Origin of the sequence: Bacillus sp. PS108, from assembly GCF_037963335.1 — a bacterium.
In the GTDB taxonomy this organism is placed as follows: Bacteria; Bacillota; Bacilli; order Bacillales; family Bacillaceae; genus Bacillus; species Bacillus subtilis.
Genome location: NZ_CP150155.1, coordinates 3,093,035 through 3,107,874 on the forward strand (window position 1 = coordinate 3,093,035; position 14,840 = coordinate 3,107,874).

The 14,840-nt window shown below is 43.6% G+C and carries 10 protein-coding genes; 1 reads left to right on the forward strand and 9 read right to left on the reverse strand.

Translation table 11 applies throughout. From position 1 onward, the window contains the following. Positions 1 to 41 precede the first annotated feature (41 nt). The gene (locus tag NSQ16_RS16160; RefSeq protein ID WP_038429517.1) at positions 42 to 1,208 is read right to left on the reverse strand and encodes an AI-2E family transporter; all 1,167 of its coding nucleotides are present in this window, start codon (positions 1,206 to 1,208) and stop codon (positions 42 to 44) included. Positions 1,209 to 1,389: 181 nt separating this feature from the next. Between NSQ16_RS16160 and iolU the strand changes: the two genes are divergently transcribed. Continuing rightward, positions 1,390 to 2,376 carry a scyllo-inositol 2-dehydrogenase gene (gene iolU / locus NSQ16_RS16165; RefSeq protein WP_003228926.1) on the forward strand — a complete coding sequence of 329 codons (987 nt, stop codon included), beginning with the start codon at positions 1,390 to 1,392 and terminating at the stop codon, positions 2,374 to 2,376. A gap of 40 nt (positions 2,377 to 2,416) precedes the next feature. Here the strand turns inward: iolU and rhaA are convergent, their stop codons facing one another. The 8 genes from rhaA to tlpA form a co-directional block, all read right to left on the reverse strand. After that, positions 2,417 to 3,691, reverse strand: a complete 1,275-nt coding sequence (gene rhaA / locus NSQ16_RS16170) for an L-rhamnose isomerase (RefSeq protein ID WP_003228924.1) — start codon at positions 3,689 to 3,691, stop codon at positions 2,417 to 2,419. A 25-nt stretch (positions 3,692 to 3,716) separates the two neighbouring features. Continuing rightward, a complete protein-coding gene (gene rhaM, locus NSQ16_RS16175) occupies positions 3,717 to 4,031 on the reverse strand; it encodes an L-rhamnose mutarotase (RefSeq protein ID WP_003243762.1) in 315 nt (104 codons plus the stop codon). Between the two features lie 17 nt (positions 4,032 to 4,048). Next, complete coding sequence (gene rhaB, locus NSQ16_RS16180) at positions 4,049 to 5,506, reverse strand: rhamnulokinase (protein ID WP_160221781.1); 1,458 nt, start codon at positions 5,504 to 5,506, stop codon at positions 4,049 to 4,051. Between the two features lie 4 nt (positions 5,507 to 5,510). Further along, positions 5,511 to 6,287, reverse strand: coding sequence for a rhamnose catabolism operon transcriptional regulator RhaR (gene rhaR / locus NSQ16_RS16185; RefSeq protein WP_009968057.1), 777 nt, complete (start codon positions 6,285 to 6,287; stop codon positions 5,511 to 5,513). Between the two features lie 57 nt (positions 6,288 to 6,344). Then, a complete protein-coding gene (locus tag NSQ16_RS16190; protein WP_046160782.1) occupies positions 6,345 to 8,414 on the reverse strand; it encodes a bifunctional rhamnulose-1-phosphate aldolase/short-chain dehydrogenase in 2,070 nt (689 codons plus the stop codon). Between the two features lie 135 nt (positions 8,415 to 8,549). Beyond that, complete coding sequence (tlpB, locus tag NSQ16_RS16195; protein ID WP_003228913.1) at positions 8,550 to 10,538, reverse strand: methyl-accepting chemotaxis protein TlpB; 1,989 nt, start codon at positions 10,536 to 10,538, stop codon at positions 8,550 to 8,552. Between the two features lie 113 nt (positions 10,539 to 10,651). Continuing rightward, a complete protein-coding gene (gene mcpA / locus NSQ16_RS16200; RefSeq protein ID WP_015714603.1) occupies positions 10,652 to 12,637 on the reverse strand; it encodes a methyl-accepting chemotaxis protein in 1,986 nt (661 codons plus the stop codon). A gap of 125 nt (positions 12,638 to 12,762) precedes the next feature. Continuing rightward, positions 12,763 to 14,751 (reverse strand): methyl-accepting chemotaxis protein TlpA, encoded by a 1,989-nt coding sequence (tlpA, locus tag NSQ16_RS16205; RefSeq protein WP_160221782.1) that lies wholly within the window; start codon positions 14,749 to 14,751, stop codon positions 12,763 to 12,765. Positions 14,752 to 14,840: the final 89 nt, after the last annotated feature.

Sequence of the window (14,840 nt, forward strand, 5' to 3'; positions counted from 1 at the left end):
CCATAAATGGAAAGCCCGTCTTATATAACTATAAACGAAAATCACACTTTATGCCCCGGCGTATTTTCATTTTTTTCTTCATCGTATAAATGTGACCGCATTTTAAACCAGTCAAATAAATGTGTCGTAATGACTTTGGCAACCGCATAGCCGGGAATCGCAAGAATGATTCCAACAACGCCAAACAGCTTGCCGGCTGTTAACAGCAGAAAAATAATCGTAATCGGATGGATGTGAAGGTTTTTTCCCATAATTTGCGGAGAGATCAGCTTCCCTTCAATCAGCTGAACAATGGTCCAAACGATCACCAGCTTAAGCAGCATGAGCGGCGATGTCACTATGGCAATGATAATCGCAGGTGTAATGGCAATCGTTGGCCCTAAATATGGAACGATGCTTGTGCAAGCCGCAATGACTGCAAGCAATGAAGCATAATCCAGCCCGATAATCAAATAACCGATAAACAGCAAAAACCCGATACAGAAGCTGACAATGATCTGGCCTCTGATATAAGAGCTTAACCGATGATTCATTTCGCTTAAGACTGTATATGTCTGTTCTTTCAATCGAGTCGGCACAAACTTCAGTATGTAGACTGGTAATTTTCTTCCGTCTTTTAGCAAATAAAATAGAATAAACGGAACCGTGACGATCGAAATGATAATCTCAGTCAGGGCGCCGATAAAATTCCCAACACCGGTAAAGGTGCTGTTCACGATCGTCGCTGCCTGATCCGAAACCTTTGTAGCAAGATCAGATATATTAATGTTCATCGTTTGCTGGGCTTGATTGACGAAGTTGCTGCCAATCAGCTGTTTCGTCTGATTTTCAACGACGTCCACATATCTCGGGATATTGTCAATCAAACTCATAATTTGTTCTTTTAAGAAGGGAATGATGGACACGATCGTGATCGTGATCAGCCCGATAACCAATAGATATAGCAGCAATATAGAATAGATTCTTCTTATTCTTCTTCTCTCCAGAAAATCGACGACTGGGTTTAACAGATAAAAAACAATGCCTGTCAAAATAATCGGAAGTGATATCGTTTTGAGCAGAACAATAATCGGGGTGAAAATAAATGATGTTTTTGTAAATACTAGAATATTTAAACCAATCAGCAGCAGCACAAGCAAAAATAAAACAAACTTATTATCCAAGAAGAATCGCTTGAATCTGCCGCTCCATGTTTGCAACGTCTCCACTATCGTTCCTCCGTCATACATAGTTTAATTAAATTGTACACTATCGTCCCTATAATGAAAAATAAAAACCGTTAATTGCTGGAAAAGCTTTCACGGTTTTAACATTCTATTTATATCTATCATGTGATTTTGTTCTTTTTAAGCTATAATTTAGCTATATCATACAAAAGGAGCGATACGAGTGATACGTTTTGCAATAATAGGAACCAACTGGATTACAGACCGCTTTCTTGAGTCAGCAGCGGATATCGAAGATTTTCAGCTGACTGCTGTTTATTCAAGATCGGCTGAACGCGCTGGCGAGTTTGCTGCTAAACACAACGCTGCGCATGCCTTCTCAGACCTTCAGGAAATGGCGGCGAGCGATTGCTTTGATGCCGTATACATAGCGAGCCCGAACGCTCTTCACAAGGAACAAGCCGTTCTCTTTATGAACCATGGCAAGCATGTGCTTTGTGAGAAACCGTTTGCTTCGAATACAAAAGAAACAGAAGAGATGATCTCAGCAGCTAAGGCAAACGGCGTTGTTCTCATGGAAGCAATGAAGACCACTTTCCTGCCGAATTTCAAAGAGCTGAAAAAACACCTGCATAAAATCGGCACTGTCCGCAGATTTACCGCAAGCTACTGCCAGTATTCCTCACGATATGACGCGTTCAGAAGCGGAACTGTTTTGAATGCGTTTCAGCCTGAGCTTTCCAATGGGTCATTAATGGATATTGGCGTCTATTGTATTTATCCGGCTGTTGTGTTGTTTGGCGCGCCGAAGGATGTAAAAGCAAACGGATATGCTTTATCCTCCGGAGTGGACGGAGAAGGAACTGTCATTCTGTCTTACGACGGGTTCGAAGCTGTTCTGATGCATTCCAAAATCTCTACTTCCTATGCCCCGGCTGAAATCCAGGGTGAAGACGGGACGATTGTAATCGATACGATTCACCGGCCTGAACGTGTTGAAATCCGCTACCGGGACGGCCGCCTTGAAAACATCGCGATCCCTGATCCTAAACCAGCGATGTTCTATGAAGCAGAAGAATTTGTCACGCTCATAAAAGAGAATAAGCTGGAATCTGAAGAAAATACATTTGAACGGTCTTTGACCACTGCAAAGATTATGGAAGAAGCAAGAAAGCAAATGGGGATTGTATACCCTGCTGATCAAGCTTAAAAAAATCCGCCCGCGTGCAAATGCCGCGGCGGATTTTTTATTAGGCAATCGGAGAAGATGCCTTCCTTTTTAAAAGCACCTGTTGCTCATATTCTTTGATGTCATGAAGCCATGCTTCTTTTACCGGAACGCCCATTTGCTCACAGTAGGAATCCCAGATGGCTCCGAAAGGATATGTTTTGAATTCCTCCATCAGGGCCAGCCTTTCTGTATAGCGGCCCTCTTCCTGCAATTGTTTTAAATAGCCGTTCGGGAGAAGCAGGGCATACAATAAAGCTTTGATCATATTTCTCGTTCCGATGGTCCAGGCGGCTACACGGTTAATGCTGGCATCGAAAAAATCCAGACCGATGGCGACCTTCTCAAGAGCATGATTTCGTACAATTTCAAGAGCGATTTCTCTCAATTCATCATCCAAAACCACTACATGGTCGCTATCCCAACGAACAGGCCGCGATACGTGCAAGGCAAGCTTGTCTGTGTAAAGCAGCATGGACGAGATCTTGTTTGATACCGTCTCAGTCGGATGGAAATGGCCTGTATCAAGTAAACAAAGCTTATGATTCGTCAAAGCATAAGCTAAATAAAATTCATGAGATCCGACAACATATGATTCGGAGCCAAGCCCGAACAGCTTGCTCTCGATTGAATCAAGATTGTGATGTTCACTGATCTCCTCTGCGAAGATCCGATCCAGTGATTCTTTTAGTCTTTTACGCGGTGTCAGCCTATCACTCGGGATATCCTTATAGCCGTCGGGAATCCAAATATTCGTCAAGCAAGGTGTTCCTAATTCTTTCCCGAAGTATTCCCCGATACGGCGGCAAGCGATGCAATGCCTGATCCAAAATTCTCTGATGTCGGGATCAGGGTGTGAAAGGGTGAGTCCGTCAGCCGCTTTCTCATGCGAAAACAAGGTTGGATTAAAATCTAAACCGAGACCAAGGTTTTTTGCCCATTTCACCCAGTTTTCAAAATGCTGCGGCTTCAATTCGTCACGTTCTACCGCTTCCCTGTTTGTTTCTGCGTATATCGCATGCAGGTTTACGCGGTGCTTTCCAGGAATGAGAGAAAGAGCCTTCTCCAAATCTCTTCTTAATTCTTCAGGAGTTTGCGCTTTTCCGGGATAATTGCCGGTCACGTCAATTCCGCCTGAAAGCTCGCCCTTATTTACTTCAAAGCCTTCAATGTCGTCACCCTGCCAGCAGTGGATCGAAATGGGCACTTGCTCTAATTGCCGAAGCGCCTCTTCAACATCAATTCCCCATTTTTCATATGCCTGTTTTGCACTGTCATAATTGGCTTTTATGGTCATACGGCTCTCTCCCTTTATCAGTTTTTCAATCCAAATAAAAAACTTCCTTTAGATCTATCGCAACAGGACTGAAATCCGAATTTGTTTTCATTAATGGCGCCATCGATTTCCACCATCTTTGGCAAACTTCCGTGTCCGCCATCTTTCTCCATTTCTCTTCATCCTCTATTTCTAAATATGCAAAAAGCCTGCCTGTTTCCTCGTCTAGAAAAATGGAATAATGGTGTGCTCCATGAGCTTTGAGTGCTTCTGCCATCTCTGGCCAAATGTCATCATGCCGCTGTTTGTATTCTTCGTACTTGTCTTGATGGACAAACATGATACTGGCTTTTCTTTTCAAACCTTTTCACCTCTTCATCATTTAGATAGCGCTTTCAAAACGGTTTGCTGAAATGACTGAATGATGGTGCTTCTGTCAATGTCTTTAGGTGTAAACACTTTGATCGGAAAGGAATTTCTGACGACTTGCCGGGCTTCTTTTATGTCTTTGACTTCTTTGGCAGCAATCATTTGCATCAAAAGATTTCCGATGGCAGTTGCCTCTATCGGCCCTGCATATACCGCTTTTCCACTCATGTCTGCCGTTAATTGATTTAAGAAATCATTCCGGGCTCCGCCGCCGATGATATGAAATTGCTCGATCGGTTGTTCTGTGATTGTTTCGAGCTCTTTGATGGCTATCGCATAGATGATGGCTAAATTGCTGTAGATGCAGCAGGCAAGTTCGCCTGCAGTGCGGGGAATCTTTTGGCGGGTTTGTCTGCAATAATGTTGTATTTCCTTTATCATGTTTTCTGGATTCAGGAATCGTTTATCATTTAAGTTTATAAATTGCTGGAATGGTTCTGTTTTTTTGGCTTCTTCTGCAAGCTGCTGGAAGGAGTAATCTGCTTGTAACTGCTGTCTGACTTCTTGTATCACCCACATGCCGATAATGTTTTTGAGAAAGCGAATGGTGTTGTTTGCGCCGCGTTCATTTGTATAGTTGTTTTCTAAAGCAAGATCAGTTATTATCGGTGTTTTGTTTTCAACCCCGATTAACGACCATGTTCCGCTGCTGATATACGCCCAGCCATCATGTACGCCTGGCGCTGCAATGACGGCCGAGGCCGTATCATGTGTTGCGACTGTCATCACCTTGCACGCCGGGAGATCATAATCCGGGAACCACTCATTTCTTAGCTTCCCGAGTTCACACCCCGGTTCAGTCAGCGGGGCAAATTGCTGTTCCTGAACGGACACGGCTTCAAGCAATTCAGGATCAAGATTTCCCGTTGAGGCGTTTAAAAGCTGTGTTGTGGACGCATTTGTGATTTCCGTTACAGCTTTTCCGGTTAAACAATAGCCTAAATAATCAGGAATCATCATAATTTTGTCTGTCTTTATCAGCAGCTCACGGTCTTCCTCATATAATTGATAGATCGTGTTGAAAGGCTGAAATTGTATTCCTGTTTTTTGATAAATTGCGGCTTTTGAGAGGGTATGTTCCAGTTTGTCTATTGTGTGATCTGTTCTTCTATCACGGTAGGAGATTGCTTCCCGCAACCGATCGCCTTTTTCGTCCAGTAAGACATAATCAACTGCCCATGTATCAATGCCTACGGTGCAGTGTTCATACCCAAGCGTCTTTACTTTTTGCAGTCCTTGCAGGATTTGTTTTAGCAAATGATCAATATCCCAAAAGCAATGCCCGTCTCTTTGACTGAAACCGTTAGCGAACCTGTGAATCTCTTGTATGTCAAGCTTCCCTTCATTCAGTTCACCTACCATGATTCTCCCGCTTGATGCGCCTATATCAATGGCAGTATAAATCATCCTTTCACCCTCTCTTCGAAAGAGGAACAGCTGTCACCTTCACCTTTTTGTCCTCAAGAGCTTTTACCGATGCCGGATCAAGTCCAGAATCCGTAATAAGGCGGCTGACATCTTGCAGCGAGGCAATATGTGAAAACTCGCGGTTCCCCCATTTGCTTGAATCGGCCATCAAAATGGTCTGGTCCGACCTTTCGATCATCCGTTTTTTGAGCAGCGCCTGCCACTCATTTGAATCACTCATCCCGTTGTGTACGTCAAATCCCTTACATGACAGAAAGGTTTTATTGACATGATAGGTCTCAAGTGAACGCTCTGCTAACGGGCCGGCAAACGATAATGATTTTTCCAGCAAAATGCCGCCTGTTGAAATGACTGATATGTTTTCTTTATTGCTGAGTTCAATAGCTGCTTTCATTGAGTTTGTAATCACGGTGAGCTCAATGTCAGGGAGTATTTTTGCCATGTACCAAGCGGTTGTGCTTGCATCGAGAATGATTCGGTCTCCGCTTTTTACATATTTGGCCGCTTCGTGAGCGATGGCTTTTTTTTCGATGACATTCGTGATTTCCCGTTCAGAAAAATGAATTTCTGATTCCTTCTGCTGAATACTGACCGCTCCTCCGTGGCTCCGGCTCAGTTTATGTTCTTTTTCAAGCTTTTCAAGATCACGCCGAATGGTTTCCTCTGTGACTGAAAATATGTCACTTAATTCGGAAACGCGGATGCTTGAACGCATATTTACTATTTCCACTATTTTTTGCTGCCGTTCTGCTACTAGCATCGGTAACGCCCTTCCTCATATCGTAGTCCGTCTTATATTTTTTATCATAGCATATTTCTAACGCGTAAAAGCAGCAGGAACGCCGCCGTCTACCGTGATCATGCAGCCCGTTGTTTTTTCGGCTTTGGAAGAAGCGAAGAATGCAATGGCTTCGGCAATATCCTCCGGGTAAATATTGACGAGCAATGCTGTCCGTTTCCGGTAATGTTCCTCCAGCTGATCCGGTTCAATCCCGTACGCCGCGGCTCGTTCCTCCCGCCAGCTTGAACCCCAGATTGCCGATCCTTGAAGAACCGCATCAGGCAAAACAGAGTTGACCCTAATGCCGAATTCTCCACCTTCTGCAGCAATGCATCTTGCTAAATGGGTTTCAAGCGCCTTAACCGAGCTGTAGGCAGAGGCGTTTTTGCCCGCATAAACCGAATTTTTCGATCCGACAAATACCATGCTTCCGCCTCTATTTTGGTGTTTCATCTGTTTAAACGCTTCACGGGCTACAAGGAAATAGCCTGTTCCTAAAACATTCATATTAAGATTCCATTCTTTTAGACTTGTTTCGTCAAATGGGCTTGATGTGGCCAGCCCGGCATTATTGACGACGATATCAATGCCGCCGTAAGCAAGCGCCGCTCGTTCAAAAGCTGATTGTACGTCTTCCTCCTTTGTCACATCCATTTTGACAGCCATTGCCCGTCCTTCTCCGTATGCATCGTTTATTTCCCCGGCAATTTTCTGTGCACCTTCTATATTCAGATCAGCTACGATCACGTGCCCTCCCTCAGCTGCAAATCGGCGGCATGCTGCACTGCCGATTCCGCCGGCTCCTCCAGTTATCAACGCTACTTTTCGGGAAAATTCTGCTTCCGGCGGGGCCAGCGTGAGTTTATATAGTTCGAGCGGCCAATATTCGACATGGTAGGATTCATTTTCATGTAAAGAAACAAATTGCCCCAGAGCGGTTGCTCCTTTCATCACGGCGATGGCCCTCCGATATAAAGCCCCGCTTACTTTAGACATGGCATAACTTTTTCCTGTATTCACCATTCCGATTCCCGGAATCAATATCACCCGTGGGGAGGATTCAAAGATTTGATCCCCATCCTGCTGATTTCGTGTAAAGTAAGCCTGATACTCTGATGTAAAGGTCTCGACTCCTGACTTGATCAGATCTGCAAGCTTGTGCACATCTTGAGTTTCCGGATTCCAATCAATGTACAGCGGAACCCGTTTTGTGTGAACAAGGTGATCCGGGCATGCCGCACCGATTTGCGAAAGTGCTGGCGCTTGGACACTGTTTACAAATTCCAAGACATCGTCATGATCATCATAGGAAAGGATCATTTTCTTTTCTTCACTTACTGCTCCTCTGATCACAGGCATGATGCCTGCCAAGATTTGTTTTCTTTTATCCTCCGGCAGCGGCTGATACCTTTTGCCTCCGAATACCTCATGCTGATTGATACGATCGTTAACATACTGCTCGGCTTCTTGAATGATGGATATCGTTTTTTGATAACATGTTTCAGACGTCTCTCCCCAAGTGACTAAGCCGTGTTTCTCCATTAATATAAGCTCGGCGTGGGGATTGTTTGCTACGCCTTCAGCGATCATTTTAGACAAAGTAAATCCAGGACGGACGTATGGCACCCATACAAACCGATTTCCGTAAATGTCTTCAGCGATTTGTTTTCCATTATCCGCACAGCATATGCTGATAATCGCATCTGGATGGGTATGGTCAACATGTTTGTATGGCAGAAAAGCGTGTAATAGCGTTTCAATTGAAGGGCGGGGATGTTTGCTGTCTATCATACAATGAGACAGGTAGTCTACCATTTCTTCATCTGGCATTTGGTCCCTTTTAATCAGCGGGCGGATATCATCTAATTTCAAACCGGTAAAGTTATGCGCTTTCATTGTTGCCAAATCCGAACCGCTTCCTTTTACCCACATGACTTCTATTTCACGGCCTCTAAAATCCTTTTCCGTTGTTTTCATAGATGTATTCCCCCCGCCCCAGTTGCAGACAGTGCGGTCTGACCCGATCAGATTGGACCTGTACACCAATTCCTCTACACCTTTAGGCAGCCGTGCAGCTCGCTCTGAATCCCATATATGTTTCGCCATATTTGATATTCCTCCATCCCCTTTTATTTGTATCCGTTTTCATTATATATGATTTCTGTTTGTTTTTGAATTGTTTTTGTTTATTTTTGCTTTTAACAAAAAAGAAAGCAGCAGATATGCCGCTTTCTTGTTTCATTATGATTCTATTTTAAATTTCTTCGTAATGTCCTGAAGTTCTTCCGCCATGTTTGCCAACGTTTCCGCTGAAGAGCTGATTTCTTCCATGGACGCAAGCTGTTCTTCCGCCGAAGCTGCGATATCCTGAATGCCTGCTGAGCTTTCTTTCGCCACTGCAGAAATATCTTCAACAGCACTTGACACTTCCTGTGATCCGGCTGACAGTTGTTCAACCGTCGCGTTCAAGTTTTGCAATTCGCCGGAAATTTGGGTTGTCATCTCATAGATTTGTTTAAAGCTTTCCGCTGTTTGATCCGTAATCTGCAAGCCTTCTTTCACTTCATGATTCACGGATTGGAACATTGAAAGTGAGGTGCTGATTTCCCTGACAATCTCTTGAATTAATCCTTCAATTTCCTTGGCGGAGTCTGCTGATTGTACAGCAAGTTTTCTAACCTCTTCCGCAACTACTGAGAAACCTCTTCCGTATTCTCCCGCTCTTGCCGCCTCAATCGCAGCATTTAATGCAAGCAGGTTGGTTTGATCAGCAATGCCATTAATCACATTCAAGATGCTTGTGATATCTTGCGATTTTGTTTCAAGGCCCTTCACAACCGCTTCCGCTTTTTGAACGGATTGGTCAATTGTTTTCATCTGGCCGACTGTATGCTCCACCAGCTTTTCTCCGCTGCCCGCTGCCTCAGAGGACTGAATCGATGATTTCGTAATGGTTGAAGAGGCCTGAGCCACTTTTGAAATCCCCTCGTTCATTTGAGAAAGATGATTTGAGCTTGTTTCCAGTTTCTCGCTTTGTGCCTCGTTGCCATCTGAGAATTGTTCGATGGCAAGTGTAATATGTTCAGTTGCCTTGCTCGTTTGGGCTGCGCTTGCCGTCAGCTCCTCAGAAGATGAAGCAACGTTTTCTACAGACGTTTGAATAACGCCGATTACAGAACGCAATGATGCAGACATTTCATTAAAGCTTTCGCCAAGCTGGCCAAACTCGTTTTTCGAGTGAATGTCAATGACTTCTGTGAGATCTCCACTGCTGATTTTTGCAGACGTTGAGACAAGTTTTCTTAACGGCTTGGTGATGGCACGAATAATATAGAGTATGAGTATGCCGCCGATTACAATTGACACGCATAGAATGATAACCGCAGTGTTCAGCACCGGACTTGAAGCATCTTGCAATTCACTGACAAAATATGTGCCTGCGATTTTCCAGCCAGTCAGTTTATTTGTCGTAAAGGCCATTTTCTTTTCTTTGCCTTCGAATATATATTCAAATGAGCCTTCTTTTTTGGAATATACTTGGTTTGTCCAATCGCCGGATCCGGTTGTCCCCGGCTTAATTGTCGGATGGGCGATATATTTTTTGTTGCCAGTCGTAATAAATGCAAAGCCTTCTTTACCGATTTTGATTCTTTGTGATGCAGTAAGCACTTCATCCAGGTTTAAATCAAGCGCTATAACCCCTGAACCGTCTTTTAATTGTTTTGAAATTGTGACAACGATATCTCCTGTCGCTTCATCAGTATACGGTTCTGAGAAAACAGCTTGTCCTTTTTCCGCAACCGCCTGTTTGTACCAGTCACGTCCTGTCGGATCGAAACCTTTCGGAACACCGCTATCCGGATATTTATAAAGCTTCTTATCTTCTGAAGCAGCATAGATTGCGCCTACATCGTCGTTAAGTGTCGTGTACTGCTTAAATTTCTCTTTCAGTAATGTTTTGTTTTTGCCTAACAATATGTCTTTATCGACTGTCTCACTATAATAATCTATTGCTTTTACTTTATCTTCTAATTTATTTTGCAGCGTACTGTTTAGTTCTTCAACATTTCCCTTCGCACTGTTTATGAGCTCTCTGTCTAACGCGTTCCAAGCTGATTGATAACTGAAATATGCTAAAACCCCAACCGGCAAAATAAGCACTGCCAGAAACGCAGCGATTAGCGGTTTGCTGATCGATGGCTGTTTGATCCAATGTATGAATTTTCCCATTCTTGTTGACTCCTCCTTTAAGATAAATCTAATATCGTCAAACTAGGATAAAAGGTTTAATAAAAAAACTAAAAAAAACACCCAAGCGTAACAAGCTTGGGTGTTAAGGCTTATTATTCGATTTTGAATCGTTTGGTCATATCGCGAAGCTCTTCCGCCATAGACGAAAGGGTCTCTGCAGACGAGCTGATTTCTTCCATGGAAGCAAGCTGCTCTTCGGCTGACGCCGCGATATCTTGTATATGCGCTGAACTTTCTTTTGAAATCGATGCAATGTGCTCAGACGCTCCCGAAACTTCTTCGGAGCTGGCAGAAAGCTGCTGAACCGTCGCACTCATATTTTGCAGTTCGCCGGCGATTTGGTTCGTCATTTCAGAAATGCGTTTGAAGCTCATTTCTGTTTTATCTGTGATGTCAAGTCCTGTCTGCACCTCTTGATTGACAGATTGGAACATGCCGAGTGATGTATTGATTTCCTTCACAATTTCGATGATTAATCCTTCAATCTCTTTTGCTGAATCTGCTGACTGTACTGCCAGTTTTCTTACTTCTTCCGCTACAACGGAGAAGCCGCGGCCGTACTCGCCTGCGCGCGCTGCTTCAATTGCTGCGTTTAAGGCAAGCAGGTTCGTCTGGTCTGCGATGCCATTGATCACACGCAAAATGTTTGTAATATCTTTCGATTTCGTTTCCAATCCGCGTACGACTTGCTCCGCTTCTTTAACGGACTTGTCAATGACATTCATTTGGCCGACGGTTTGATGAACAAGCTTGCCGCCTTCACTTGCAATTTCTGTCGATTGAACAGATGAATCAGTGATCACTTCAGAAGCTTGAGCCATATTCGTCAACCCGTCATTCATTTGATAAATGTGCTCTGCTGCCGTTTCAATGTTTTCGTTTTGTTTTTCATTGCCGTTAGAAAATTGTTCAATCGCCAATGTAATGTGCTCTGTTGCCTTGCTCGTTTGCGCAGCTGATGCAGTGAGCTCCTCAGAGGAAGCGGCAACATTATCTACGGAATCCTGGATGGCGTGTATGAGAGAACGAAGTGACGACGCCATATTGTTAAAGCTTTTGCCAAGCTCGCCCAATTCATCTTTTGAACGGATATCAATGGTTTCCGTCAAATCTCCCTCGCTGATCCGCTTAGAGGAACCGACAAGCTGTTTCAGCGGTGTTGTAATCGACCGAATGATCAAAGTCATGACGATAATCCCTATGATAATAGCTGCGGCCAAGACAATTAAAGCAAGGTGTAGGACAGGCTGGGCTGCCTCATGGATTTCATCCAAATACATGGTGCCGCCGATCTTCCATCCCGTCAACTTGTTTGTGTCAAAGGCCATTTTTTTCTTATCGCCATCCATGGTGTATTGAAAATCGCCTTTATCAGCACTCAACATCTTATCGAGCCAGTCGCCTTTTAATTCAGTTCCTGATTTTTCATTAGGATGAGCGACAACTTTTTTGTCCTTCGTCATGATAAATGCGTAGCCTTGTGTGCCGATGTTGACTTTTTTGGTTGTTTTCAGCAGATTTTCAATGGTCATGTTGATTGCGATAACGCCTGAACCATCTTTTGTCTGCTGGGCGATTGTCACAACCATCGTATTTGTCGACGCGGTTTTATAAGGGTCTGTGATCACGACTTTCCCTTTATTTGCAACCGCTTTTTTGTACCAGTCGCGTTCAACCGGATTGTAGCCGCTTGGCATCGGAAGATCCGGATAGCGGGTAAAGTGCCCTTTTGTGTCACTTGTATAAATGGATTCTACATCCTTGTTAATGCTGATATATTGTGAGAATTTCTCTGCAATGCTTGCATTGCTTTTTGCATTGTATTTCTCTTTTGTCAGCCATTCGCTGAAATAATCAGCACTGTTTTCTTTTTCGCCGATGCTGGTGTTAATGATTTCGTTTAATTGCTGTACATTTTCCAATGCGCTCCCCATCATCTGTCTGTCGAGTGAGCTGCTAGCCGATTGATACGCAAAGATCGCCAATATAACAACCGGTATGATGAGGATCGACAGAAAGGAAACAAGAAGCTTCCGTGTAATTGATCTTTGTTTTATGAGTTGGAGTATTTTTTTCATCATTCATTTCTCCTTTTTTATGCTACCCTTCATATCGGCTGGAAATGGGTAAATATATACAGCAAAAAAGAAGAAATTTAACAAAAGTAACTAATTTCCCATAAATAAATAGTATTTTAGACCTATTATTTATCTACTTTAAATTGTTTTGTCAGATCACGGAGTTCTTCAGACATTCTTTCAAGCGTCAGTGCAGATGAACTAATCTCCTCCATGGAAGCCAGCTGTTCCTCAGCTGAAGCGGCGATATCTTGGATGCCATCCGAGCTTTCCTTAGAAATGGCTGTGATATCATTTGAAGCTGCGGAAATTTCTTGAGCTCCCGCTGACAGCTCCTCAACCGTCGCATTCATGTTTTGCAGCTCGGAAGCAATTTGATTGGTCATTTGCGATATATGTTTGAAGCTCTGTTTAGTTTCATCCGTCATGACAAGCCCTGTTTTAACTTCTTTGTTTACGGACTGAAGCACGTTCAGTGATGTGTGAATTTCTTTTACTATTTCACTGATCAGCGATTCAATTTCTTTTGCCGAGTCAGCCGACTGTACCGCGAGCTTTCTCACTTCCTCAGCGACGACTGAGAAGCCCCGTCCGTATTCACCCGCTCTGGCCGCTTCAATGGCGGCATTTAAAGCCAAAAGATTGGTTTGATCCGCAATGCCGTTGATGACACGCAAAATATTCGTGATATCCTTTGATTTGATCTCCAGCCCTTTCACCACTTGTTCCGCTGCTTTTACAGAATGGTCAATTGTGTTCATTTGGCCGGCTGTTTTCTGGACGAGTGTCTCCCCTTTACTTGACACTTCTGTTGAATCTGCGGATGTTTCTGTAATCACTGCTGCAGCCCGCGCCAGCTCTGCCAATCCGTCATTCATTTCATTAATTTGTTCGGTTGTCGTTTCTATTTTCTCGCTTTGGCTTTCACTGCCGTTTGAAAATTGCTCGATAGCCATCGTAATGTGCTCAGTGGCTCTGCTTGTCTGGTCTGCCGATGCAGTCAGCTCTTCAGACGATGAGGCAACGTGCTCTACTGAGTCTTTGATCCCGTGAATGAGCGAGCGAAGCGAGTGTGCCATATGATTGAAGCTCTCGCTCAGAACGCCGAGTTCATCTTTTGAATTGATTTCAATCGTTTCGGTTAGATCGCCTTCACTAATTTTTTCAGCGGATGCGACAATGCGTCTCAATGGCTTTGTGATGGATCGAATCACAAAATAAATCGCCGTCATTCCAGCTGCGATGGCAATCGCCAGAACGATTGAAGCCATGATCAGAACCCTGCTTGCAGCATCGTGAATCTCGTTTGCATACATCGTGCCGCTGATTTTCCAGCCTGTTGTTTCGCTTGTTGCAAATGCCATTTTTTTCTTTTTGCCTTTGTACGTATATTCAAAGTCCCCGCTTTTATCCTTGTAGAGCTTATCAACCCAGTCCCCTTTTAGCTCTGTTCCCGCTTTTTCTCCGGAGTAGGCGATGACTTTCTTGTTTTGGCTCAAGATAAAAGCATAGCCTTCTTTTCCGATATTGATTCCTTTCGCGGTAGTGACTAAGTCATCAATTTTCATATCAATGGCGACAACGCCTGACCCATCCACCGTTTGACGGGCGATGGTGACGACCATTTTTCCTGATGAAATCGATTCATAAGGCTCAGTGACAATTGTTTTGCCTTTATTGGCCATTGCTTCTTTGTACCAATCTCGTTCCAAAGCATTAAAGTCACTTGGCATGTCAGCGTACGGATAACGGGTGAATTCCCCGTCTTTGCCGCTTGAAAATACCGCAGCGACATTATCATTCATTTGGATAAATTGTTTAAATTCCTGTTTCAGCTCTGTTTTCTTTTTATCCTGAAACTTTTCTTCTGTAGCCCAATCGCTGAAATATGCGAGGCTTTTTTCAGTCGTGCTGATTTTATCATCAATGATGTGATCTAATATCTGAACATTTTCCTTTGCGCTTTGCGTCATCTGTACATCAAGTGAGGCAACTGCTGATTGATAAGCGCTAACCGAAAGGGCGGTTATCGGAACAATTAAGATCAGCAGGAAAGAAATAATAAGTCTCCTTGCAATTGATGATCTGCGAATAGTGGTGAGTGTTTTTTTCATTTCCTTTTGAACCTTCTTTCAATAATTTACAAATTATATCGGCGGATCTTCCTTTAAATTACATTGAAAATGGAGGAAAAAATGAAAAA

Excerpts from the sequence above, each read along its gene's own strand:
- rhaA (WP_003228924.1), bottom strand. The coding sequence starts at position 3,691 with ATGACCATAAAAGCCAATTATGACAGTGCAAAACAGGCATATGAAAAA.
- rhaB (WP_160221781.1), bottom strand. The coding sequence starts at position 5,506 with ATGATTTATACTGCCATTGATATAGGCGCATCAAGCGGGAGAATCATG.
- rhaR (WP_009968057.1), bottom strand. The coding sequence starts at position 6,287 with ATGCTAGTAGCAGAACGGCAGCAAAAAATAGTGGAAATAGTAAATATG.
- NSQ16_RS16190 (WP_046160782.1), bottom strand. The coding sequence starts at position 8,414 with ATGGCGAAACATATATGGGATTCAGAGCGAGCTGCACGGCTGCCTAAA.
- tlpB (WP_003228913.1), bottom strand. The coding sequence starts at position 10,538 with ATGGGAAAATTCATACATTGGATCAAACAGCCATCGATCAGCAAACCG.
- mcpA (WP_015714603.1), bottom strand. The coding sequence starts at position 12,637 with ATGAAAAAAATACTCCAACTCATAAAACAAAGATCAATTACACGGAAG.
- tlpA (WP_160221782.1), bottom strand. The coding sequence starts at position 14,751 with ATGAAAAAAACACTCACCACTATTCGCAGATCATCAATTGCAAGGAGA.